The organism is Photobacterium sp. R1 (assembly GCF_054600795.1).
The window spans coordinates 41,604-66,187 of record NZ_BAAHZP010000010.1 but is presented as its reverse complement, the minus strand read 5'-3'; the positions used below and the strand labels follow the sequence as shown (position 1 = coordinate 66,187).

Here is a 24,584-nt window from a genome sequence, read left to right as displayed (position 1 = left end):
TACAGAGTTACACAATTCTTAAACAAAAAAGCAGGGATTCCGGCAGGCAGACTCGAAAACTGAGTCAGTATCCAACACAGTGAAGTGGCATGGTGAAATTCCTGAAACATCGTCTTCAGAATGACGGCTGCACTGATTACAGCACAGCCGCCGTTTTCAGTTGTCGCTGTTCAGCCGACGCTGAAGCTGATCTTTCAGGTTTGGCGGAGTGCCTTTGATCGTCAGGGTATCTGTTTCTGCATCGTAAAAAATACGCTCACCCAGCAACATGCTGTCAAAATTGATAGTCAATCCGCCACCGGAGCCAACAAACTTCGTCAGTTTACGCATCGCCGATCGGTCTGCCGGGAAGGTCTCCTCAAGTTCATATCCCTGATTTGAAGTGAACTGATAAAAATCCACACCTTCATCTGAAGCAGGAAGTTCGCCCGCAAGCTCTTTGATCGCAACCTCTTCACCCGATTGCAACTGGCCATTACAGTAATCATAAACTTGCTTGCGGTACTGCTGCTTCTCTTCTTTGTCCATCCGGGAATCAGCACAAAAATCTTCAACCGCCTGCATCAGTACCTGATTCTGCACTTTCACATCCAGACCAACTTCCGCCTGCAGGAAATCCAGAAAAAAGTCTGCGACTTTCCGGCCGACACGCCCCTTGATAAACGTCAGGTAGCGGTTACATTCTGGATCTGTCTCCCAGGATGACAAATCAATTCGGGCCACAATTTCCATTTTGCTGACATCCAGATAATCTGTCGCGCTAATATCCAGTTGATCAGTCACTTTCATGCTATGGCAGGTCGGCAGCAAGCCGATAAACAAATAATCAGTCGCCAGCGACTGGTACTGTGCCAGCACTAAAGTACCTGCATCAGCAAAAGGGTATTTCACTAGTTCAGACTGAAGACGCTGCGCCGACTGGTTCGAAAATGACAGAAAATCCAGGTCACCCTGGCGGTATTGTTTCAGCCAGAAACCAAATTCGCTGTCCTCAGCAAAGCGCCCAAAACCTTTGGCTCCTTTGCTGCTGTAAACACGGTGCAACTCGGCAACCAGTTCTGTCGTGGTGTCGGAATGTTCTAGCTCCTGTTCTCTGAGCTGAACGGAGAGCTCATCCTGACCATTCTTCAGGAACTGATGCAGGATGACGTTTGAAAGCGTGAGACTCATAATGGAAAAGTTTTTCAGTAAATCTAAAGTGTAGGGTATTATAAGTCGCTTTCTTCACCATAAAACAAGACCTGATATGCCAATTACATCAAAATACAGCAATGAAAAAGTGGAACAAATCCTTGATGATGTGTTCGAAGTGTTTGAAAAGCACGGCGCATCTGCAGAACTCGCACTGATGATTGTTGGTAACGTCGCAACCAATATTATCAATGCTGATGTTCCGGCCTCCCAGCGTGAAGCAATTGCTGAAAAATTCGCCCAAGCTCTGCTGACTTCAATCAAGAAAGATTGATTCCGGCACCAAAGAGAGAAGAAGAACACAGGTATATGGTCGCCAGCGGAAACAACTACAAAGAAACCGTGTCCCAACTGATCAGCTGGGGACACTGGTTCAGTTTTTTCAACATCATCGCCGCCATGCTCTTGGGCACCCGGTATATCGTTCATTCTGAATGGCCGGAAACGCTGTTAGGGCAACTCTACCTGGGGCTGAGTTGGGTTGGCCACTTCGGTTTTCTGGTTTTTGGCTTCTATATCCTGATTCTTTTTCCAGCCAGTTTTCTGATCCCCTCTCAGCGTTTGATGCGATTGTTTGCGGTGCTGGTTGGAACCGTCGGCCAGACAGCGCTGCTGCTGGATACCCATGCCTATCAAAGTCTGGAGCTTCATCTCAGTCCGCTGGTCTGGGATCTGCTGCTCAGTGGCGAGCGAACCGACCTCAATGCCCGCTGGCAATACCTGTTTATTGTGGTGCCAGCCATTTTTCTGTTACAGCTGTTCCTGTCTGAATGGCTGTGGCGCAAACTTCGCAAACTCACCCGCAAACATGTGGGTGTGCCGATTGCAACTGTCTTTGGCTTATGTTTTCTGACCAGCCACCTGCTCTACATCTGGGCCGATGCCAACCTGTACCGCCCGGTCACTGCACAACGATCCAACTTTCCGCTCTCATACCCAATGACGGCCAAATCCTTTATGGAACGCCACGGGCTGCTGGACAGACAGGAATATACCCGTCTGCTTGAAGAGCAAGGCGTTGAAAACAGTGAAAGAATTCGTTATCCGCTGAAACCGCTTTCGTTCAGCGATAAAGGGACAGGACAAAATGTGTTGATCATCATGGTCGACGGATTGCGCAGCGATATGCTGACACCTGACACCATGCCTTATCTGTCGGCGTTTGCTCATCAGAACCTGAACTTTTCGGATCACTACAGCACCGGAAACGACAGTGCTCTGGGCACATTTGGCCTTTTCTACGGGCTTCCCGGTGTCTACAGCAACAGTATTCGGGCAGAGCACAATCAACCGGTGCTGCTGGATACATTGAATAAGCGGGGTTACCGGTTCGGGCTGTTCAGCGGTTCCGGTTTTGAAGATGCTATCTATCAGCAGGCAATATTCACTCAGGCACAGCTGAGCCAAGCGATGGCACTGAACAGTGACACTCAGAACGATCAAACTGCGATTGCCAATATGAAATCCTGGCTGAGCAAGCAGGTTGCAGACAAACCCTGGTTTGGCTATTTAGAACTGACTTCTGTACAAAACTATGAAGACGCCAGTGCGGATTATCAGGCAAGGTTCACCCCTTCCCTGACAGAAACCAAACCCGGAAAACACTCCGGCACGACACCAGATCAGTTGCTGAAAAATTCATACCGTAATGCCGCCTATCATGCAGATGAGCAGATCATTAAGGTTTTCGACAGCTTGATTGAGCGTGATTTACTGGATAACACCGTTGTCGTGATTACTGCCAATCACGGAATGGAATTTAATGAAACGGGTACCAACTCTTGGGGCTCGGGTACGAACTACAGCCAGTACCAGTTAAAAGTACCACTGATCATTCACTGGCCGGGCAGCCGGGCTGCTGAAATCACGCGAGCCACCAGCCATCTGGATATTGTACCGACCCTGATGGAGACTTTGCTGAACACGACGACAGCGCCAGAGTTCTACAGCAGTGGTATCAGCCTGTTTGATAACAGCGGCAAACGACGCTGGGTCCTGGCAGGTGACGGGACTGATATCGTTGTCGTTCAGCCGGAAAGTACAACAATCGTTGATAAATATGGCAACTACACCGTGTACAGTCCGGATTACAAACTCAAGGATGACGGCAAGCCAAAACTCTCAACGCTAATGCAAGTCATGCATGAACTGAAGCGGTTCTATCAGCCTGTCTCCAAGTAACCTGCAAATGAACTGCAAGAAAGGCTGCCCACGGCAGCCTTTCTCTCTTTTGTGCGGCGTTAATGATAATCCTGGTTACTGGCATAGCATTGTTCGTAGCCATCGTTCCATCCGTTTGCATATTTGTTCTCTTTTTTCATTCTTTCCGGATCCTGACGAAAGCCGTTGATATACGTCGTTGCTTCTATCTTTCGACTGTCGCACCCGTCCTGATAGCCATCAAGATAGTTCCGTGCGAATCCAAGCTCCGCCAGCTGATCATGGCGGGTCTGGCTACAGGCAGATAAAAATAGCGGTATCATCAACCATAATAAAAACACATATCGTCTTTTCATGTTCTCACCTGAGTGGATTCACGAATCAAAAAATCCCCTCTGATAAAATTAGTGAAACGGCTTAATGGCACTTGTCTCAATATTGACATTTTGAGATCTATGCAAGTTTCAATTCTGCGAGTTTATCCCTATCCTATTGATAATACTAAAATCAATGACTTCCGTTCGAGTGTCATTTTTTGTACTTCAAAGACCAAAATTTATTTGTCATGTTCACATTATTCCTGCAATAAATGTTTCATAAAAAACATTTTTTCCGAGATGCTGCTTAAAACAATGATTTTCTATGCAACTATTTTTTTCTATCTGCCCTTCTGTCGCAGGTCTTTGACCCATACTTGCATATCAGCTTCATAACACATTCAAAATATCCTTAAATTGCGGCGAAGACGGAATGGATTCCTTTTACCAAACTTATTTTTCACTATGGCAGACCAGTTCGGACGTCCCGGAGGCCATTGAAAATCTCTTGACACTGCTACGCCAAAATTTTCAGGCTGAATCCTGCCAGCTGTATGTAAATACAGCATCAGGCTGGCAATACATTGCTGGTTCCGCACCGCATCTCAACCCGCTCCCGATAGAGAATGAGCAGGATCTATCTGAATGGCTGCCGTCAGCAAAACCTTTTTATCAGAACAACACCGGGCTCTGGCTGCCATTGCATCGACATCAGCAGGCCATTGGCCTACTGACGGTTCAATTGCCATCTCAACCACAGCTGCTCGACCCTGAATACTTTGTCCCCCTCGCCGTCCATCTGAGTGCGGAAATTGACCATCATATTTCCCGGGAATGTCTCCTCTCTTCACATCAGCCGCTGCTCAATATGCTGCAAGGATTACACGACATTTCCTTCATGCTGTGGCGGGCCAACAGCCTTGATGACCTGCTGTTCAAAGCCGTCGATCAGGGTAAGCAAGTCTTGCAAATTGACCGGATTGCGATTTTCCTGCTCACCGGTGAAAACAAAATGAAAGGCACCTATGGCACCGATATCCAGGGTAATACGGTCAAAGAAGACTATTTCGAGACCTCAATTCCTTCGCTTTGGTATAGCGATCATCCGCAAGCACTGCATGGATATCTGGCTATCAAAAACAACACCCCGCTTTACCATGATTTAAAACCTGTCGGCAAAGGATGGAGTGCCTATACCTCATTGTGGGACGGTGACCGGCGGGTCGGCTGGATTGCATACGATAATCTGGTCACCGGGAAACCGCTGGCTGATTATCACTCACATATCCTGAAGCAATTCAGCTTTATTGTGTCCCAGCATCTGGTTCGCAGGCAGGCAGAAGAAAGTCTCAGTCAGCTCAATACCGAGCTGGAGCAAAGAGTCTCTGACCGAACGCAACAATTACAGCAGCTCAACTGGAAGCTCGAACACACGTGTCGTCAGGATCCGCTGACTCAGGTCCCAAACCGTCGTGTTTTTGATCAGACGCTTCCCCTGGAATGGCGGCGGGCAAAACGTCACCGTCTGCCCGTTTCGCTGCTGATGATTGATGTCGATCACTTTAAAAAATTCAATGACAGCTATGGTCATGCCGCCGGCGATCGCTGTCTGAAGCTGATCGCGACGAAGCTGGCTTCACAGGAACGCCGGGCAGGCGTACTTTTTGCGCGTTACGGTGGCGAAGAGTTCGTCCTGTTACTGCCAGGCCAGAATGCACAGGCAGCAGTTGTGGCCGCCGAGAAAACACTACATGCAGTCAGAACACTTCAGATTCCGGTTGACGAGCACCAGTTCAGTCATGTCACTGTGAGTATTGGCGTCAGCAGTATTGTTCCGGATAGCCAGAATTCAGCTGATTTACTTTTCAGTCAGGCCGACCGCGCACTCTATCAGGCCAAATCATCCGGACGTGACAGCTACTTTATGTTCGGCTAGGTTGACGGCGGCCCTTTCCTTTTTTACTCCGACCCGAGCTTTTATATTTCCGTCCCTGACTTTGTCTTCCCTGAGGTGAAACGGCCTGAAGACCACGCAGACTGGGTGGTACCTCCCCCTGCTTCACGCTGTCCATCATCTGCTGGATCTGCTGCTGAAGAGCTGCCATAAAGGGCTGATAGGCGCACTTTCGGTCCGCCATATCCTGTAACTGATGTTCCCAGTTCGCCGTCATATCCGGATAAGTTGCTTCATCGGGTAAAGCGTACACCAGCGCTTTTCCCGCCTCCGAAGCGTGAATACTTTTCCCCTGACGGAAAAGCAGTTGCCTTTTGAATAAAATTTCAATAATTCCGGCTCGTGTCGCTTCAGTGCCCAAGCCATCTGTCTCTCTCAAAATTTTCTTCAGCGACTGATCTGCGACAAAACGGGCAATCCCTGTCATTGCCTGCAGCAGTGTTGCTTCAGTGAAATGTTTCGGTGGTTCCGTCACCCGGTCTTTAATTTCACCATCGGTGCAGATCAGTTCTGTGCCTTTCTCCAGCGGCGGCACTTTTTCGGCCAGATTCTGATCATTGTCTGCATCTTCTTTGCCTTGCAGGGCTTTCCAGCCCGACTGCATCAACTGCCGGCCTCTGGCAATAAAGATCCCGCCAGCAATCGTAAAGGTCAGCTTTGCTTCTGCGTACACAGCCGGCGGGTAAAATTGCATCAGGTATTGCCGGGCGACCAGCTGATAAACCTTCGCTTCCCAATCGCTGAGTGAATTAGGATTTACAGCCTTCGGCGTCGGGATAATGGCATGGTGCGCATCCACTTTACTGTCATTCCATGCTTTCGAACGCAAAGACAAATCCGCGCCCTGCACTTCACCCGCCATTCCGGGTACTGTCGAGGCCACCGCCTTCACCACATCTGCAGCCTGACGGTAATGATCATTCGGCAAATAACGACAATCTGAACGCGGATACGTAATCACCTTATGTTTTTCGTACAGAGTCTGGCAGCAAGCCAGAACATCCGCCGCACTCATTCCGAAGCGACGGGCTGCATCAATTTGCAGCGCTGAAAGCGAATATGGCAGCGGCGGTGCCTGTCGGGTTTCTTTCCGTTCAGCATCCGATACCAGCGCAGGCTGACCCTGGATGCGGGCCACCACATTTTCACACAGTTTTCGATTGAGGATACGCCCCTCTTCATCCTGCCAGGGTTCACAGGCTTTACTCGGTTGCCAGCGGGCACGAATGACGAGGTCCTGATAGGGGATCAGCGCATACACATCATAAAATGGCACCGGAACAAAATTTGTAATCTCATCGTCCCTGCGTGTCACCAGGCCGAGCACCGGCGTCTGAACCCGGCCGACCGACAGCACCCCTTTATAACCACCACGTTGTCCCAGCAAGGTATAAGCTCTGGACATATTCATGCCATAGAGCCAGTCGGCCCGGGAGCGGGCCAGTGCAGAAACGGAAAGCGGGATAAAATCTTTGTTGTCTCTGAGTTGTGCCAGCGCACGTTTAACCGCTGCCGGGTTCAGGTCTGAAATCAGCAAACGCTTCATGGACGCTTTTTTACTCGCAGCCAGCTTAATGTAGTCAATGACTTCATCCACCAGCAGTTGCCCTTCTCTGTCGGGGTCTCCGGCATGAATCACTTCATCCGCCTGTTTCGCCAGCTTACGGACCACACTGAGCTGCTGCCTGGCCGATTTACGCGGTGCCAGCTGCCACTGAGCCGGAATAATAGGTAAATCACCCATATCCCACTTCTTATAACGGGGATCGTAAACATCGGGTTCAACCTGCTCGAGCAAATGACCAATACACCAGGTCACAATATCGCCATTGGCAACTTCGATGTATCCCTGATGGTTTTTATGCGGGCGAGGCAGAACCGCGGCGATTGCGCGGCCAAGGCTGGGCTTTTCGGCAATGTAGATACGGGCCATGAAACCTGATTTGACTGGAAAAAACTCCCAGCACTATAAAGAATTCACCACGCGGAGACAATCTTTACTGGATATAAACCCAGTACCAGTTCACAAAGCCAGCATCCGGATTCATCTGTTTTCGGCTCACCGTGGCATGCTGTAACCCTTTTGAGGCAATACGAATCCCCTGATGAAGTCCGGCATACGCCGAACTTTCTGAGTCTCACTCAAATAAGCGGAAATCAGGTGCCACCACATGGCGGACTCTGTCACCGAAGATCAGGCAAACAAAAAAGCAGCGTCAAACGCTGCCTTTTTGGTCATCCCGCTTTGAATCAGAGGTATTCGACAAACTGTGACAACTCACGTTCCGGTGCTTTCACTTCACGGCAATCTGCTGTGCCCAGATACAGAAAGCCAACAATCATGTCATCACCCTGCACGCCGAGCGCTTCTCTGACGACTGGGTGATAAGCCCAGCTGCCTGTGCGCCAGAAACCCGCGAAACCCTGAGCAACCGCTGCCATCTGCATCGCGTGGGCCGCACAGCCTGCTGAAATATGCTGCTCTACTGTCGGAATTTTTTCACTTGGCTGTACTTTTGCAACGACAGTAATCACCATCGGAGCCCGGAAAGGTGCCTTCGACGCTTTCTCGATGACGGCCTCTTCCGCCTGATCTGCCTTTGCAGCAGCAACCAGAATATCAGCCAGCTTTTGTAAACCTTCGCCTTCAGACACAATAAAACGCCAAGGTGTCAGGGCACCGTGATCCGGCGCCCGCAGACCAGCACGCAGTATATTTTCCAGCACTTCTCCCTGTGGAGCCGGGGCTGCCATTTTTGGCAGCGAGCGACGATTCAGCAGCAGCGATAACGCATCCATAAAAAGATAATTCCTTGATGATAACGATTCTTGTTAATTGACATACCATACCCGGCTAACTGAGTAACGACAACAAAAAAGAGGCTCCCGGGGGAACCTCTTTTCATCTGGAACATGGTCTGTTTACAGGCGTGCTGCCAGCTCAGTTCCCTGGCGGATCACCCGCTTGGCATCGACCTCACCGGCAAATTCAGCACCGCCAATCACATGTACCTGAACGCCCAGCGCTTTCAGCGGCTCCGACAGCACCTCAACCGAGGTCTGACCGGCACACAGCACAATATGATCGACTTCCAGAACCCGCTGCTGGCCTTCAACTGTAATATGTAAGCCCAGTGCATCAATCTTGTCGTAACTGACTCCGGACAACATTTCCACACCACGCTTCTGCAGCACTTTCTGGTGGATCCAGCCCGTTGTTTTACCCGGTCCTTTCCCCATTTTGCCCGGACGACGCTGCAACAGCCAGACCTGACGTTCACTATGCTCGCTTTGTGGCGGACAGAGACCGCCGGCATGAGAGATGGTTTGATCAATTCCCCAGTCCTTCAGCCAGCTTTCCAGTGAGGTATCCTGAGGTTCGGTCAGCATACTGGAGACATCAACACCGATACCACCCGCCCCGATGACAGCCACCCGCTGTCCCAGCTGCACTTTATCCCGGATCAGGGTCTGATAATCAATGACCTTATCACTGTCTTCCAGCCCGGGGATCGCCGGAATACGGGGTTTCACGCCGGTCGAGACGATCACATCATCATAACCTTGAAGCGTTTCAGCGCTGACTGCCTGACCCAGCTTGACATGAACACCCGTCTGCTCAAGACGACGGCTGAAATAGCGGATCGTTTCGCGGAATTCTTCCTTACCCGGTATTTGCATCGCCAGATTAAACTGGCCACCGATATAATCATTCTTTTCAAACAAGTCGACATCAAAACCACGTTCAGCCGCAGCGGTCGCAAATGCCAGACCCGCGGGACCGGCCCCGACCACTGCAACTCTGCGCTTTTGAACCGCAGGTGCCAGAACCAGCTCGGTCTCGTAACAGGCCTGCGGGTTCACCAGGCAGCTCGCGCGCTTGCCAGCAAAAACATGGTCCAGACAAGCCTGATTACAGCCGATACAGGTATTGATGTCATCAGATCGGTTTTGTTCTGCTTTCACCACAAAGTCCGGATCAGCCAGGAACGGCCGGGCCATGGATACCATATCAGCCTGATTCGATGACAGAATCGACTCGGCCACTTCAGGGGTATTAATCCGGTTACAGGTCACCAGTGGAATCGAGACCTTACCTTTGAGCTTTTCCGTCACCCAGCTAAACGCTGCCCGCGGTACCTGGGTCGCGATCGTTGGTACACGCGCTTCATGCCAGCCGATCCCGGTATTTAAAATCGTAACTCCGGCGGCCTCTAAAGCCTGCGCCAACTGAACAACTTCATCATAAGTACTGCCCTGTTCGACCAGATCCAGCATCGACAGACGGAAAATAATGATAAAGTTTTTCCCAACACGGGCACGCACTGCTTTCACTAGTTCGATCGGGAAACGGACCCGGTTTTCATAACTGCCGCCCCATTCGTCGGTCCGGTGATTGGAACGCTGACAGATGAACTGATTAATCAGATAGCCTTCCGATCCCATCAGCTCCACGCCATCATATCCGGCTTCCCGGGCCAGTTCAGAGCTGCGTGCAAATGCATCTATGGTTTTGAGGATCTGGCGGCGGCTCATTTCCTTCGGGGTAAACTTTGAGATAGGTGCTTTAATACCTGATGCACTGACGGCAAAGGGATGCATCGCATAACGACCAGCATGCAGCAGCTGAAGGGCAATTTTACCGCCTTCCTGATGCACAGCATCGGTAATCGCCCGATGCGCTCTGGCGGCCCTGCCACTGCTGAATTCAGCACTGAGCGGCGTCAGCCGGCCCCGGAAGTTCGGTGAAAATCCTCCGGTTACAATCAATCCCACCCCACCTCTGGCGCGGGCGGCATAAAATGCGGACAGCTTTTTAAAGCCATCATGAGCTTCTTCCAGACCGGTGTGCATAGACCCCATCAGCACCCGATTCTTCAGCTGTGTGAAGCCAAGATCCAAAGGTGCCAGCAAGTGCGGGTAGGTAACATTGTCCATAGCTTCCCTTTTCTCATTCATTTTTTATAAGGTCAGACCACCTATATAGCATAGGGTTAACGGTCATTCAAACAGCTGTTTACATAATCTCAACAAACATCACTCACCTTCCTGTTTTCGTCCCGTGCTTTTTAGGTCGCAATAAAGCTAGTATTAGGTATTCGTACAGTGTCTCAGTTAGGATAGGCACTTAGATTCATTTTCGGGAAAGGCCATGAAAGTACTATTAAAAGGCATTGCTAAAGTGCTGCGCGGATGCTGGAAACTGCTCAGTTTCACCCGCCAGTTATTTTTCAATCTGTTATTTCTCGCTTTGATTGGGATTATTATCTTTGCATTTCAGGAAGGTGCGGAAGCGCCAGCCCTGCCGGACAAAGCTGCACTGGTGCTGGATCTGGATGGCCCAATTGTAGAAAAGCGTAGCTACGTCAATCCGTTTGATCAGGTTGTTGACAGTGCACTGGGGCAGGTTCCTGTTCAGGAAAACGTCCTGTTCGATATCGTAGACACCGTTCGTGCAGCAGCGAAGGACGATAAAATTACCGGCCTGATCCTCAATTTAAAAGGAATGCCGGAAACCAGTCTGACCAAACTGCGCTATATCGCTAAAGCCATTGAAGAATTCAAGCAGGCTGGAAAACCTGTCTACGCAATGGGCGATCACTTCCGCCAGAGCCAGTATTATCTGGCCAGCTACGCCGATAAAATTTACATGTCTCCGGATGGCGGGGTCATGCTGACGGGATACGGCAGCTACTCGCTTTATTATAAGACCCTGCTGGAAAAACTGGACGTCACCACGCATGTTTTCCGGGTTGGGACCTACAAATCTTTTGTGGAGCCTTATACCCGGGACAATATGTCTGACGCAGCCCGCGAAGCAAATACAGTCTGGCTGAACCAGATGTGGGATGCCTACACGCAAGATGTCGCCCGCAATCGACAGATTGATGCGGGTATCCTGACACCTGAAGTGAAAGCTCTGGTCAGTGAGCTGAAAAGTGTTCAGGGCGACTTTGCCCGGCTGAGTCAGAAAATGGGGCTGGTAGATGAGCTGATCAATCGTACCCAGTTGCGCCAGCAGTTCATCAAAGAATTCGGCAGCGATGGTGATCACGGCTTCAATCAAGTCAGCTACTACGATTACCAGCCGACAGTCGGCAGCCCGTTCCAGCCCAGTAAAAACGGGATTGCTGTCGTCGTTGCCAGCGGTGCGATTGTCGATGGCCAGCAGGCTCAGGGCAGCATCGGTGGTGATACTGCAGCAGCACTGCTGCGTCAGGCCCGACTGGATGATGACATCAAAGCGGTCATCCTTCGTGTCGACAGCCCGGGCGGCAGCGCATTTGCTTCTGAAGTCATCCGCAATGAGGTGGATGCCCTGAAACTGGCTGGTAAACCTGTCGTGGTTTCCATGTCGAGCCTGGCTGCATCCGGCGGTTACTGGATTTCCTCCAGTGCCAGCGAGATCATTGCTCAGCCAACCACCATCACCGGCTCAATCGGTATTTTCGGCATTCTGGCCACCTTTGAAAAAGGACTGGAAAACATCGGTGTCTACAGTGATGGCGTAGGAACTACCCCATTTTCAGGCATCGGTATCACCCGCGGACTGCCGGAAGATGTCGCGGAAATTTTCCAGCTGGGTATCGAAAATGGCTATCAGCGCTTCATCAGTCTGGTCAGTGAAAATCGCCACATCTCGCTGGAAGAGACTGACAAGATTGCACAGGGCCGTGTCTGGACCGGTCAGGATGCGCTGAAGCTGGGACTGGTCGATCGTCTGGGTGATTTCGATGATGCGATTGTTTCGGCAGCAAAACTGGCCAAACTGGATGATTATGAACTGCGCTGGATCGATCTGCCGCTCAGCCCGTTAGAGCAATTGCTTCAGGACATGACTTCAGAAGCCAGTGTCAAAGTCAGCCAGATGGTTGCAACCCAGATGCCGGCAGCCCTCCAACCGGCAATCCGTCAAATCGCAACTGATGTGAACAGTCTGAACAGCTTTAACGATCCGAAAGGGCAATATGCTTTCTGCCTCAACTGTAACAGCACAGGGATTTAAGCTTTCCTGTTCAGCGTGATGAAAAGTCCTGAAAGCCCGGTCTCACCGGGCTTTTTTTCATCCCGTTTCGCCGTATAATGCTGCTACCATCAAATCAACGCTGTACCCGTACTCAAATGACAAAAAAACATATCTATATCGCCTACACTGGCGGCACCATAGGCATGCAGAAATCAGCCCATGGCTACATTCCTGTCGCCGGTTTTATGGAACAGCAACTACAGAGCATGCCGGAGTTTCACCGCGCCGAAATGCCTGACTTTACGATCCATGAATATGCGCCTCTGATTGATTCTTCAGACATGACGCCTGAAGACTGGCAGCGCATTGCAGATGACATTCTGGCCAACTACGACAAATTTGATGGATTTGTGATTCTTCATGGTACGGACACCATGGCCTACACCGCATCTGCATTGTCTTTTATGCTGGAAAATCTGGGCAAACCTGTGATTGTAACCGGCTCTCAGATCCCGCTGGCTGAGCTGCGCTCAGATGGCCAGAGCAACCTGCTGAATGCCCTGCATCTGGCAGCCAATTATCCGATCAACGAAGTCACGGTATTCTTCAATAACCAGCTGCTTCGCGGTAACCGCAGCACCAAAGCGCATGCGGATGGCTTCAATGCTTTCATTTCACCCAACCTGCCTGCGCTGATCGAAGCCGGGATCAACATTCAGGTGAAACAGACTGCAATTCTGAACAAGCAGCCGGAAGGGGATTTCCACGTACAGAAAATCACCCCCCAGCCAATTGGTGTGATCACTATGTATCCGGGGATTTCTCCTGAAGTGATCCGTAACACCCTGCGTCAGCCCGTCAATGCGATGATTTTGCTGACCTTCGGCGTTGGGAATGCCCCGCAGAATCCTGAACTGCTGGCTCAGCTGAAAGAAGCCAGCGACCGCGGCGTGATTGTGGTGAACCTGACACAATGCCTGTCCGGAAAGGTCAACATGGATGGCTATGCAACCGGCTGTGCTCTGGCAGATGCTGGTGTGCTCAGCGGTTTTGACATGACCCGGGAGGCCGCGCTGGCAAAATTGCATTATCTGCTGAGCCAGAACCTGCCAACGGAAAAAGTGCGCGAACTGATGCAGCAGGATCTCCGGGGTGAGCTGAGTCGCTGACCGCTGTCTGCATCACATCATCTGAATTCAAAGAGCCGCCTGAAGCGGCTCTTTTTATATCTCAGCTACACTTATAACAATTTCGTCCACCGGTTATGAGTAACGCTGATTATGATTCTGCATGGCGCATCTATCTCTCCGTTCGTCAGAAAAATCATGCTGGCCTTATCCTATAAAGGGCTGAGCTATGAGTTACAGCCACTCAACCCCTACCTTGAAAAAGAGCTGGCACATAAACGCCATCCGATGGGCAAAGTTCCCGTGCTGGAGCATGACAGCCTGACCATTATTGACTCTACGGTGATTGCGCATTATCTGGACGATCTCTACCCCGTCCCGCCACTTTACCCGGGAGATGCCGGGGAACGGGCCAAAGTCAGATGGCTGGAAGAGTATGCGGATACACGTCTGAGTGCACTTCTGGCCGGCGTCCTGTTTTATCAGCGGATACTCCGGGGCCAGATTCTGAAAAAAGAAATCGATCAGGAAGCAATCGATGACTGTCTGCAGTATCACTTGCCGCCTGTGCTCAGATATCTGGAAGAACAAATACCGGACACGGGGTACATCTCCATACATTTCTCGATGGCAGAAATCTCACTCTGGAGTATTTTTCGAAGCGGCTGGATGGCCGGGTTAAGGCTGAACCATCATTACCCGAAACTGGAAGCTTATCTGGCGGGGATTGAGCAGGAACCCTGGATCGCGAACCTCATCACGGAAGAAGACCATGAACTCAGCGGGTTTTACTGTGCCCCTGTCTCATTCACTATTGCAGAATCCTGATTCTGTCAGTTAAAACAGGGGCTGAAAAAGCTTAACTTTCGTTGAGCGGGAAGCGGGCAATATCGGCGACAGGTGTTTCGGAATCTTCAACCGCAAACTCACGTTTCAGTTCGGCTTTGGACTTGAAGCGGATTTCCCCGCCGGCAGCAACTGTCATATGTTCAGCATCCGCATTGTGGCGTGACTGATATAACATGACCGCCTGCATGGTTGATTCTTTCTGTGCCTCCGTCAACGGGGTGCCATCCGCCCATTTTCCGGTTTCAACCGCAGCCAGCAGTCGCTGATATACCTCAGGCGTCATTGCCGCCAGGATCTGTTGAACATCCATTACCTTACTCCTCTTTTCGCCCGGTTTCGGGCAACTCCGCAATGGTAGGGCTACGATAATGACCTGAGCCGGTCAGTCAAGTGACCACGATATTTTAGTTTTCTTTTGTTTTCGTGATCACACTGCAGCCAAGTCACATTTTTCTTCCTGTTTGACCCGTTTCTGCCGTCTTTTATTAGGGTATTCTTGAATGTAGTGATCCAACTGATGAGCAACGCACCACACATGACCACCTCAGGCCCAAAAGCTCGCAACCTATTGTTTTTATTATCAGCTATTTTGATGTTATCCGCCTGTCAGGATGAATTTAAAACGACGGATAGCCTCTGCGCTGCTTATCCCCAGCTTTGCGAAGGCCTGAATAATAATGATGGCCAGTGCCGTATTCAGCGAACGGATCTGATCTGGCAACGCTACAAACAAATGAAGACACCGACAGATATCGAGAAATTTCATACGCTTCAGTATACCCGTACCTATCAGGGATGTCTGGAGTATGCGGCTGAAATTGAACCGACCCGCTACAAAGAACGAAAATCAAACCGGGCAACCGCGCTGGTCAACAGCTATGAAATCGTCGAACAACTGACCGAAGAACTTGCTGGCTCTCAGGAACCCGAAATCATTTATGATCGCTGGAGCCGGGGCATTCATGAAGCCAAAGCAGAGTTTTTGAAACTGGAAGGATCCGGAAAACTGCAGACGCCGGATTTACAACTGGCACTGGCCTCTTTTTATACCGATATAGATAAAGACAAAACCCGAAAAATTCTGCTCAGGGCATTAGAGCTTTATCACGGTAAAAACCAGATCAAACCAGATATTATTCTCACACTGGCGACACAAGCTCATCAGCGCGGGGATAAGGCTGAAGCCTATTTGTGGTCACGGGTTGGCAGCCTGATGGGCCTTCCCGTTGCAAAAGCGGAGACTCTCGCACGCCTTTACCCGATGCCTCCGGAAGATAAAATTCATCTTGACCTGCAGGCTGACAATATCATTCAGAGTCTGAGTACTGGTCACTTCAACAGTATCACTGTCGAGAGAAACCTGAACGCACTCCCCAGCCTTCAGGCAGCCTCAACTTCAGGCTGAACCCATTTATCACAGGGGAGTGTAAGTGCTATTCCTGCTCGCAAAATTCCAGCGAGACCGAATTAACACAGTAACGCTCCCCGGTGGTTACCGGCCCGTCATCAAATACATGACCCAAATGACTATCGCATGCAACGCAGCGAATTTCAGTTCGCTTCATCCCATGACTGGTGTCATTTAAATAACGGATTACACTGGAATTAACCGGCGCATCGAAACTCGGCCACCCGCAACCAGAATCATATTTTTGTTCAGAATGAAATAATGCAACACTGCAACAAATGCAGTGATATATCCCTGTTTTTTTATTATGCAATAACGTGCCTGAGAATGGTGCTTCTGTGCCGCCTTCACGGCAGACATAATATTGCTCGTCGGATAATCTATCCTTCCAGTAAGCTTCTGATTTAAAAGTCATTCACTATCCTGCTAACACAATTCCCCAAACCCGTCTCACTTTAAATTTGCCAATTTTCGCAACCATGGCACATACTTTTGCTCGAAAGGTTTTTACACCAAAACATTGCATTTAAGCATATCCATCTATATTTCGGGTACTAAATTAAAACTGAGCAACATTACTGATTACTTTGCCAGCACTTTCACAGGCTATTTTCAGCCTTCGTCCCGGATTGTAATAAAAATCCGAAAGTTTTTTGATTAAAGACAATTTGAGGTCTGTTTTTGCTTGCAGACCCGCGTGAGATTATGTAATTTTACTACCAGTTATCTTTCATTAGAAATTAAGTTGTGGAGCAACATAATGACTATCAAAGTAGGTATTAACGGTTTTGGCCGTATCGGTCGTTTCGTTTTTCGTGCTTCTGTAGAGCGTGATGACATCGAAGTTGTTGGTATCAACGACCTGATCGATGTTGAATACATGGCATACATGCTGAAGTACGATTCAACTCACGGCCGTTTCAAAGGCACAGTTGAAGTAAAAGACGGCAACCTGATCGTCAACGGCAAGACTGTACGTGTTACCGCTGAACGCGATCCAGCGAACCTGCAGTGGGATGCCATCGGTGTTGATGTTGTTGCAGAAGCAACAGGTATCTTCCTGACTGACGAGACTGCACGTAAACACATCGAAGCTGGTGCGAAGAAAGTTGTTCTGACTGGTCCTTCTAAAGACGAAACGCCAATGTTCGTTATGGGTGTGAACCACGAAAATTACGCAGGTCAGGACATCGTTTCTAACGCGTCTTGTACGACTAACTGTCTGGCACCTATCGCGAAAGTTCTGAACGACAAGTGGGGCATCAAAGATGGTCTTATGACGACTGTTCACGCAACGACTGCAACTCAGAAAACTGTTGACGGTCCTTCTGCGAAAGACTGGCGTGGTGGCCGTGGTGCTTCTCAGAACATCATCCCATCTTCAACCGGTGCTGCAAAAGCTGTAGGTAAAGTAATTCCTGAGCTGAACGGCAAACTGACTGGTATGGCATTCCGCGTTCCAACTGCAGACGTATCTGTTGTTGACCTGACTGTAAACCTGGAAAAACCTGCAACTTACGAAGAAATCAAAGCTGAAATGAAGCGCGCTTCTGAAGCTGAGATGTCTGGCGTACTGGGTTACACTGAAGATGCAGTTGTTTCTCAGGACTTCATCGGTGAAGTACGTACTTCTGTATTCGATGCTGACGCAGGTATCGCACTGACTGATACTTTCGTGAAAATCGTTTCTTGGTACGACAACGAGATCGGTTACTCAAACAAAGTACTGGATCTGGTAGCTCACATCTCTAAGTAATCCTTAGACGATGATTCAAAAGGCGGCTGTTGGCCGCCTTTTTGCTATCTGACGCCCAGAACGCGCAGACAGATAGCTGAGTTCAGCACATTTCTTGGCTTTATGAAGGAAACACGATGAACTTACGTCAACTCCCAACAACAAAAGTGCTTTCAGAACACATCAGTCTGTGCCGGCTGGACGGCATCGACGTAGTTCGGATCCTCCACCCGCAATGTCAGGCTGCAATTTCACTGTTCGGTGGCCATCTGCTGAGCTTCCGTCCCAAAGGGCATGAAGATGTCATCTGGATGAGCGAAGCGGCCGATTTCTCTGGTCACTCAGCAATTCGTGGTGGTATTCCGGTCTGCTGGCCCTGGTTTGGTAAAGTGGCCAGTCCTTCCCATGGTTTTGCAAGAACCAGCCTGTGGCAACTGGAAAGCTTCAATGATCATAAACAAGGCGTGACAGTTACCCTGACGCTGCATGACTCGCCGAAAACACACGCTATCTGGCCCTTCCGCTTTCTCAGCCGGCTTCATTTTGACTTGGGCGAAAGACTCAAAGTTCAGATCACCAGTACCAATACAGATTACCGTCCATGGACGATGTCCGGTGCACTTCATACTTATCTGAATGTCGGGGATATCACCCAGGCTAAACTGACCGGTTTGGGGAATGAGTACACCGATAGCCTGGCTGGGAATCAGCGTTTTCCGTCAAATGGAACACTTATGATTGATGATGCCGTGGACCGCCTCTATCCTGAATCGGAACCATCCATAATGGTTGAAGATCCCCCCCACTACCGTCGGCTGACCGTCAAAAACAGCGGACATAACAGTGCGGTCGTGTGGAATCCGTGGCAAGAGGCCTCAGCAGGCATGGCTGACATGACACAGGATGGCTACATCACCATGCTTTGTGTGGAATCCGCATTGGCCGATCAGGGGATCACTCTCGCCCCGGGCCAGTCGCACAACATCACGACAGAAATCAGTGCGGATTAAGAATACAGACTCAATTTCAGGGTTGAACCAGTTTAATGCTGGCCTGTTTTTCAGGCCAGCATTGTCGTGCTTGCTTCAATCAGCACCCATCCATTGCCATCCGGATCAGAGAAGGTTGCAAACCGTCCACCGATCAAAGTAACAATCTCTGACAAGCTGACCCCGCGGTTCGTCAATTCATCATAGGTCGAGGTGATATCATCGGTATGAACCACCAACCCCTGAACCGAGCCGGCCCGCATTCCCCCGAAAGGCATTACCAGGCTAATCGTCGTCTCTGCGCCTTTAGGTGCCAGCTGAATCCAGCGCTTATGGCTGTCTCCCTGATGATCCCTGATCAATTCAAATCCCAGTGCATCACGATAAAACTGAAGCGCCTGGCTCTGATCCGAGACCGGAATTGACACCGTATCAACCCGTGAAATTGGCATGAACAACCCTCCCCTCAAGCTACACATTTCTAGCTTATGTCAGAGTTGTTGATTCAGCTCAAAAAATAAGCAATCGGTTCTCTCTTGTCATACACCCCACCCTGCAGGCACACATCCAAACAAACTTTAGAACTAAAAAACCATCTTCCACTGAGATCCCTTGAGTGCTCCCCACTTTACGCCACAGCGACATACCGAAACCAGATATAGTGCCGCCGAAGAACCGTTCCTCGCTGTAACACTCTTTTTGATAACTAAATCACCTCTGAACCGATTTCACACTTACTGAGCTGATGCATTTTTGAACAAGATAGCTTGCAGTTCCCGAGGGATAGGAGGATAGTAACTTTAACAGCTGGTTGTTTTTTCGCCTGTCTGTGAATTCCGAATCCGCGAAATTTATAGCAAAACCAATCACTCACTGAAGCAAATTAATTAGTTAGGTCTAGTCTTAGTTAAGAGGGATGTGAAAGATAGTTGATTTCGTCCTTTCTAAATGATTGAAGAACGATTCAGGGGGCATACCATGAGTATTTTTGACCACTATCGTCATCGCTATGAAGAAGCCAAGGATGAAGAGCTTTCATTGCAAGAATTCCTTGAGATTTGTCGTAACGATCGCAGTGCTTACGTGAACGCCGCAGAGCGTCTTCTGATGGCTATTGGTGAACCGGAAATGGTCGATACGGCCAAAGATCCACGGCTGAGCCGTATCTTTTCTAACCGGGTCATCTCGCGCTATAAAACGTTCGAAGACTTCTACGGTATGGAAGACTCAATAGAACAAATCGTCTCTTACCTGAAACATGCTGCTCAGGGGCTGGAAGAGCGCAAACAGATTCTGTATCTGCTGGGCCCGGTCGGTGGTGGTAAATCTTCACTGGCTGAAAAATTGAAAAGTCTGATGCAGAAAGTACCTATTTATGTACTGACTGCCAACGGCGAACACAGCCCGGTCAATGATCATCCGTTCTGCCTGTTTGATCCGCAGGAAGACGGAGACATCCTGAACAAAGAATACGGTATCCCGCAACGGTACCTGAACACAATCATGTCACCCTGGGCAGCCAAACGGCTGAAAGAGTTCGGTGGTGATATCACTAAATTCAAGGTTGTCAAAGTTCGTCCGTCGATTCTGCATCAGGTGGGTATTGCCAAAACAGAACCAGGGGATGAAAACAACCAGGACATTTCATCTCTGGTCGGTAAAGTGGATATCCGTCAGCTGGAGCATTTCGCCCAGGATGACCCGGATGCCTACAGCTACTCAGGTGCGCTGTGTAAAGCGAATCAGGGCATGATGGAATTCGTTGAGATGTTCAAAGCACCGCTGAAAGTGCTGCACCCGCTGCTGACTGCAACTCAGGAAGGGAACTATAACGGTACCGAAGGCCTGTCTGCCCTGCCTTTTGACGGTATTATTCTGGCTCACTCCAACGAATCAGAATGGCAGACCTTCCGAAATAACAAAAACAACGAGGCGTTTCTGGACCGTGTGTTCATCGTGAAAGTGCCTTATTGTCTGCGTGTGTCGGAAGAAATTAAGATCTACGAAAAACTGCTCACAAACAGTGAACTGGCTAACTCACCCTGTTCACCAAGCACCCTTGATATTCTGGCCCGCTTCTCTGTGCTGTCGCGCCTGAAAGAGCCGGAAAACTCCAGTACGTACTCGAAAATGCGAGTGTATGACGGTGAGACCCTGAAAGACACCGACCCGAAAGCCAAATCTTACCAGGAGTATCGTGATTACGCGGGGGTGGATGAAGGCATGTCAGGTCTGTCGACCCGTTTTGCTTTCAAAATCCTGTCACGGGTATTCAACTTTGATCACTCCGAAGTGGCTGCGAACCCGGTTCACCTCTTCTATGTGCTTGAACAGCAGATTGAACGAGAGCAGTTCCCGCAAGAACTATCGGAAAAATACCTGGAACACCTGAAAGGCTATCTGATCCCTAAATATGTCGAGTTTATCGGCAAAGAGATTCAGACCGCTTATCTGGAGTCTTATTCTGAGTACGGCCAGAACATCTTTGACCGTTATGTCAGTTATGCCGACTTCTGGATTCAGGATCAGGAATACCGAGATCCGGAAACCGGTCAGCTGTTTGACCGTGCTGCACTGAATAACGAACTTGAGAAAATCGAGAAGCCTGCCGGTATCAGTAACCCGAAAGACTTCCGGAACGAGATCGTCAACTTTGTGTTGCGTGCCCGGGCGAGCAATGCTGGTAAAAACCCGAACTGGACCAGTTACGAGAAACTGCGCACCGTCATCGAGAAGAAAATGTTCTCGAATACGGAAGAACTGCTGCCTGTTATCTCGTTCAATGCCAAAACATCCACAGATGAGCAGAAGAAACACGACGACTTCGTCGCTCGCATGATGGAAAAAGGCTATACCCGCAAACAAGTACGCTTGCTGTCCGAATGGTACCTGCGCGTACGTAAGTCATCGTAAAAGATGGATGATGATTAAGGGGGAGAGCTTATGGCGCATTTTATCGACCGCAGGCTCAACGGGAAAAACAAGAGCACAGTAAACCGGCAGCGTTTTTTACGTCGCCACAAACAGCAGATCAAAGACTCAATTGCTGACGCGGTAAATAAACGCTCCATCACTGACGTGGAAAGCGGAGAAAGTATCAGTATCCCTTCCCGCGACATCCGTGAACCCGCGTTCCATCAGGGACGCGGCGGGCAACGGGAAATTGTTCACCCTGGTAATGATCAGTTCAGCCCTGGTGACCGCATTGAGCGGCCCCAGGGAGGAGCAGGTTCAGGGGGTGCCGGTGATGGTCAGGCCAGCCCCGACGGTGAAGGCCAGGACGATTTTGTGTTTCAGATTTCGAAAGATGAATATCTGGATCTGTTGTTTGAAGATCTGGAACTGCCGAATCTGAAAAAGAATCAGTTCAACAAAATTGTTGAGTGGAAAACCTTCCGCTCCGGCTTTAAATCGACCGGGGTTCCGGCAAATATTGCCATCGTGAAGTCTCTGCAAAACTCGCTGGCGCGACGCACCGCAATGACAGCGGCGAAACGTCGTCAGCTTCGTGAGCTGGAGCAGGAACTGGAACGACTGCAAAGTACAGAACCGGCACAACCTTTTGATGAACAACGGGTGAAGGAGGAGATTCAGACGCTGCGGGAACGTATCAGCCGTGTGCCTTTCATTGATACCTTTGACCTGCGATATAAAAACTATGAACGTCGTCCGATGCCCAGCAGTCAGGCGGTCATGTTTTGTCTGATGGATGTCTCGGGTTCAATGGATCAGGCCACAAAAGACATGGCAAAGCGGTTTTATATTCTGCTTTACCTGTTCCTGACCCGAACCTACAAAAATGTGGAAGTCGTTTTTATCCGGCACCATACGCAGGCAAAAGAAGTCGATGAACACGAGTTCTTTTATTCACAGGAAACCGGGGGCACCATTGTATCCAGTGCACTGCGGCTGATGGATGAAATCGTGAAGAAACGCTACTCGCCTTCAGAGTGGAACATCTATGCCGCACAGGCATCTGACGGTGATAACTGGGCGGATGACTCTCCGGGATGTCGTGAGTTGCTCGACAAGCATATTCTGCCTGTCACACGCTATTACTCCTACATTGAGATCACCCGTCGCGCGCATCAGACTTTATGGCGTGAATATGAATCTCTGCTGGGCAACCACGAAAACTTTGCCATGCAGAACATTCGCAGCGTGGAAGATATCTTCCCGGTATTCAGAGAACTGTTTAAGAAACAAGTCCATTAAACTGACCGGGCGACATCAAACCTCGCCCGGCAGTATGCAGCACGGAAAGGACTGCGCTCATTGGCCAAAGTGCATCAGGGGAGTGGGTTATGGTAACAGACACCAAGCGAAAGACACTCAGTGATGGTCCGGACTGGACATTTGATCTGCTTGACGAGTACCACACAGAGATCAAGCGGGTGGCCAGCCATTATCGGTTAGATACCTACCCAAACCAGATTGAGATCATTACAGCCGAACAGATGATGGATGCATATTCCAGTATTGGGATGCCCATTAATTACCATCACTGGTCATTCGGTAAACGTTTCATTGAAACTGAACGCGGCTACAAACATGGTCAGATGGGTCTGGCGTACGAGATTGTGATCAACTCTGATCCCTGTATCGCCTATCTGATGGAAGAAAATACCATTACCATGCAAGCGTTGGTGATGGCCCATGCCAGCTATGGTCATAATTCCTTTTTTAAGGGCAACTACCTGTTCAAAACCTGGACTGACGCCAGTTCAATCATCGATTACCTGCTCTTTGCCCGTAAATACATAACGGATTGTGAAGAGAAGTATGGCGATGTAGAAGTGGAAAAACTACTCGACTCTTGTCATGCGCTCATGAATTACGGTGTCGATCGGTACAAACGTCCTCAGAAAATTTCACTGGTTGAAGAAAAGGCCCGTCAAAAAGCCCGGGAAGATTACCTGCAAACCCAGGTCAATGCTTTGTGGCGAACCATTCCAACGCATGAAGAAAAAGACACTGGATTTGAAGAGGCTCGTTTCCCGGCCGAACCACAGGAAAACATCCTGTATTTCATCGAGAAACATGCGCCGCTTCTGGAGCCGTGGCAACGTGAAATTGTTCGGATTGTGCGTAAAATCAGTCAGTATTTCTATCCGCAGAAACAAACCCAGGTGATGAATGAAGGCTGGGCGACTTTCTGGCATTACACGATTCTGAATCATCTTTACGATGAAGGCCTGGTCACAGACCGATTTATCATTGAATTTTTGCACAGCCATACCAACGTGGTCGCGCAGCCAACTTATAACAGCCCCTACTACAGTGGCATCAATCCTTATGCGTTAGGATTTGCTATGTTCCAGGATATTCGCCGGATCTGTGAAAATCCAACGGAAGAAGACAAATACTGGTTCCCCGATTTTGCTGGTAAAAACTGGCTGGATACCGTGCATTTCGCGATGGAAAACTTCAAGGATGAAAGCTTCATCAGCCAGTTCCTGTCCCCAAAACTCATCCGGGACTTCAAGTTCTTTGCTGTAGAAGATGATGACAGAAATAACTATGTGGAAGTGAATGCAATCCATAACGAAGAAGGCTACCGGGCCATTCGTGAGAAATTGTCTTCACAGTACAATCTGAGTAACAACGAACCCAACATCCAGGTGTGGAATGTGGCACTGCGCGGAGACCGTTCACTGACGCTGCGTTATGTGCCTCATAACCGTATTCCACTGGCTGACAGCTACAGTGAAGTACTGAAACACATGCACCGTTTGTGGGGTTTTGATGTCATCCTGGAAGAAGAACTGAGTGACGGTAGAAGTCATATTCTGGCAACCTGCCCAAGCCGGGGCAGCAGTTATACAACTGAACTTTAACGGCGGAATCATCTTCGTAAAAAAAAGAGAGGCATATTGCCTCTCTTTTC

Annotated in this window: 20 protein-coding genes; 12 read left to right on the top strand and 8 right to left on the bottom strand. The window is 49.5% G+C overall.

Translation table 11 applies throughout. The features are described from left to right. Positions 1-156 precede the first annotated feature (156 nt). Positions 157-1,170, bottom strand: coding sequence for a nucleoid-associated protein YejK (gene yejK / locus ACYP03_RS16690; RefSeq protein WP_248141041.1), 1,014 nt, complete (start codon positions 1,168-1,170; stop codon positions 157-159). 76 nt (positions 1,171-1,246) lie between these two features. Between yejK and ACYP03_RS16685 the strand changes: the two genes are divergently transcribed. After that, a complete protein-coding gene (locus tag ACYP03_RS16685; RefSeq protein ID WP_248141042.1) occupies positions 1,247-1,465 on the top strand; it encodes a YejL family protein in 219 nt (72 codons plus the stop codon). Positions 1,466-1,500: 35 nt separating this feature from the next. Beyond that, positions 1,501-3,372, top strand: coding sequence for a DUF3413 domain-containing protein (locus ACYP03_RS16680; RefSeq protein ID WP_330959091.1), 1,872 nt, complete (start codon positions 1,501-1,503; stop codon positions 3,370-3,372). Positions 3,373-3,431: 59 nt separating this feature from the next. On the opposite strand, the gene ACYP03_RS16675 is transcribed toward ACYP03_RS16680, so the two are convergent. Then, the gene (locus ACYP03_RS16675; protein WP_248141046.1) at positions 3,432-3,707 is read right to left on the bottom strand and encodes a hypothetical protein; all 276 of its coding nucleotides are present in this window, start codon (positions 3,705-3,707) and stop codon (positions 3,432-3,434) included. A 469-nt stretch (positions 3,708-4,176) separates the two neighbouring features. On the opposite strand from ACYP03_RS16675, the gene ACYP03_RS16670 reads away from it, so the two are divergent. Continuing rightward, positions 4,177-5,604 (top strand): GGDEF domain-containing protein, encoded by a 1,428-nt coding sequence (locus tag ACYP03_RS16670; protein WP_459781140.1) that lies wholly within the window; start codon positions 4,177-4,179, stop codon positions 5,602-5,604. On the opposite strand, the gene ACYP03_RS16665 is transcribed toward ACYP03_RS16670, so the two are convergent. The 3 genes from ACYP03_RS16665 to ACYP03_RS16655 all read right to left on the bottom strand — a co-directional run bounded on the left by ACYP03_RS16665 (position 5,591) and on the right by ACYP03_RS16655 (position 10,560). Further along, positions 5,591-7,555 carry a DNA topoisomerase III gene (locus ACYP03_RS16665; RefSeq protein WP_459781138.1) on the bottom strand — a complete coding sequence of 655 codons (1,965 nt, stop codon included), beginning with the start codon at positions 7,553-7,555 and terminating at the stop codon, positions 5,591-5,593. The genes ACYP03_RS16670 and ACYP03_RS16665 overlap by 14 nt on opposite strands. Before the next feature lie 317 nt (positions 7,556-7,872). Beyond that, positions 7,873-8,421 (bottom strand): NAD(P)H nitroreductase, encoded by a 549-nt coding sequence (locus ACYP03_RS16660; protein WP_330959087.1) that lies wholly within the window; start codon positions 8,419-8,421, stop codon positions 7,873-7,875. Between the two features lie 123 nt (positions 8,422-8,544). Next, complete coding sequence (locus ACYP03_RS16655; protein WP_459781135.1) at positions 8,545-10,560, bottom strand: oxidoreductase; 2,016 nt, start codon at positions 10,558-10,560, stop codon at positions 8,545-8,547. A 214-nt stretch (positions 10,561-10,774) separates the two neighbouring features. Between ACYP03_RS16655 and sppA the strand changes: the two genes are divergently transcribed. From sppA to ACYP03_RS16640, 3 genes are all read left to right on the top strand, one after another. Then, on the top strand, positions 10,775-12,628 hold the full coding sequence (gene sppA, locus ACYP03_RS16650; RefSeq protein WP_459781133.1) for a signal peptide peptidase SppA: 1,854 nt from the start codon (positions 10,775-10,777) through the stop codon (positions 12,626-12,628). A gap of 116 nt (positions 12,629-12,744) precedes the next feature. Beyond that, entirely contained in the window at positions 12,745-13,758 is a 1,014-nt protein-coding gene (ansA, locus tag ACYP03_RS16645) for an asparaginase (protein WP_248141054.1), read from the top strand. 111 nt (positions 13,759-13,869) lie between these two features. Continuing rightward, positions 13,870-14,544: a glutathione S-transferase family protein gene (locus ACYP03_RS16640; protein ID WP_256549295.1), complete on the top strand. Its 675-nt coding sequence runs from the start codon at positions 13,870-13,872 to the stop codon at positions 14,542-14,544. 31 nt (positions 14,545-14,575) lie between these two features. Here the strand turns inward: ACYP03_RS16640 and ACYP03_RS16635 are convergent, their stop codons facing one another. Further along, entirely contained in the window at positions 14,576-14,875 is a 300-nt protein-coding gene (locus ACYP03_RS16635) for a YeaC family protein (protein WP_330959084.1), read from the bottom strand. A gap of 282 nt (positions 14,876-15,157) precedes the next feature. Between ACYP03_RS16635 and ACYP03_RS16630 the strand changes: the two genes are divergently transcribed. After that, complete coding sequence (locus ACYP03_RS16630) at positions 15,158-15,970, top strand: DUF2989 domain-containing protein (RefSeq protein ID WP_248141058.1); 813 nt, start codon at positions 15,158-15,160, stop codon at positions 15,968-15,970. Between the two features lie 28 nt (positions 15,971-15,998). Here ACYP03_RS16630 and msrB read toward each other — a convergent pair whose 3' ends face one another. Next, entirely contained in the window at positions 15,999-16,388 is a 390-nt protein-coding gene (msrB, locus tag ACYP03_RS16625) for a peptide-methionine (R)-S-oxide reductase MsrB (RefSeq protein ID WP_248141059.1), read from the bottom strand. A 345-nt stretch (positions 16,389-16,733) separates the two neighbouring features. Here msrB and gap point away from each other — a divergent pair, with 345 nt between their 5' ends. Next, positions 16,734-17,729, top strand: coding sequence for a type I glyceraldehyde-3-phosphate dehydrogenase (gene gap, locus ACYP03_RS16620; protein ID WP_248141060.1), 996 nt, complete (start codon positions 16,734-16,736; stop codon positions 17,727-17,729). Positions 17,730-17,845: 116 nt separating this feature from the next. After that, positions 17,846-18,718 (top strand): D-hexose-6-phosphate mutarotase, encoded by an 873-nt coding sequence (locus ACYP03_RS16615; protein ID WP_459781129.1) that lies wholly within the window; start codon positions 17,846-17,848, stop codon positions 18,716-18,718. Positions 18,719-18,768: 50 nt separating this feature from the next. Here ACYP03_RS16615 and ACYP03_RS16610 read toward each other — a convergent pair whose 3' ends face one another. Then, entirely contained in the window at positions 18,769-19,149 is a 381-nt protein-coding gene (locus ACYP03_RS16610) for a VOC family protein (RefSeq protein WP_248141064.1), read from the bottom strand. A 526-nt stretch (positions 19,150-19,675) separates the two neighbouring features. Between ACYP03_RS16610 and ACYP03_RS16605 the strand changes: the two genes are divergently transcribed. From ACYP03_RS16605 to ACYP03_RS16595, 3 genes are all read left to right on the top strand, one after another. After that, positions 19,676-21,610 (top strand): PrkA family serine protein kinase, encoded by a 1,935-nt coding sequence (locus ACYP03_RS16605; protein ID WP_459781126.1) that lies wholly within the window; start codon positions 19,676-19,678, stop codon positions 21,608-21,610. 30 nt (positions 21,611-21,640) lie between these two features. Beyond that, positions 21,641-22,912 carry a YeaH/YhbH family protein gene (locus tag ACYP03_RS16600; protein WP_248141068.1) on the top strand — a complete coding sequence of 424 codons (1,272 nt, stop codon included), beginning with the start codon at positions 21,641-21,643 and terminating at the stop codon, positions 22,910-22,912. Positions 22,913-23,001: 89 nt separating this feature from the next. Further along, positions 23,002-24,534: a SpoVR family protein gene (locus tag ACYP03_RS16595; protein ID WP_459781123.1), complete on the top strand. Its 1,533-nt coding sequence runs from the start codon at positions 23,002-23,004 to the stop codon at positions 24,532-24,534. The last annotated feature ends 50 nt before the right edge of the window (positions 24,535-24,584 follow it).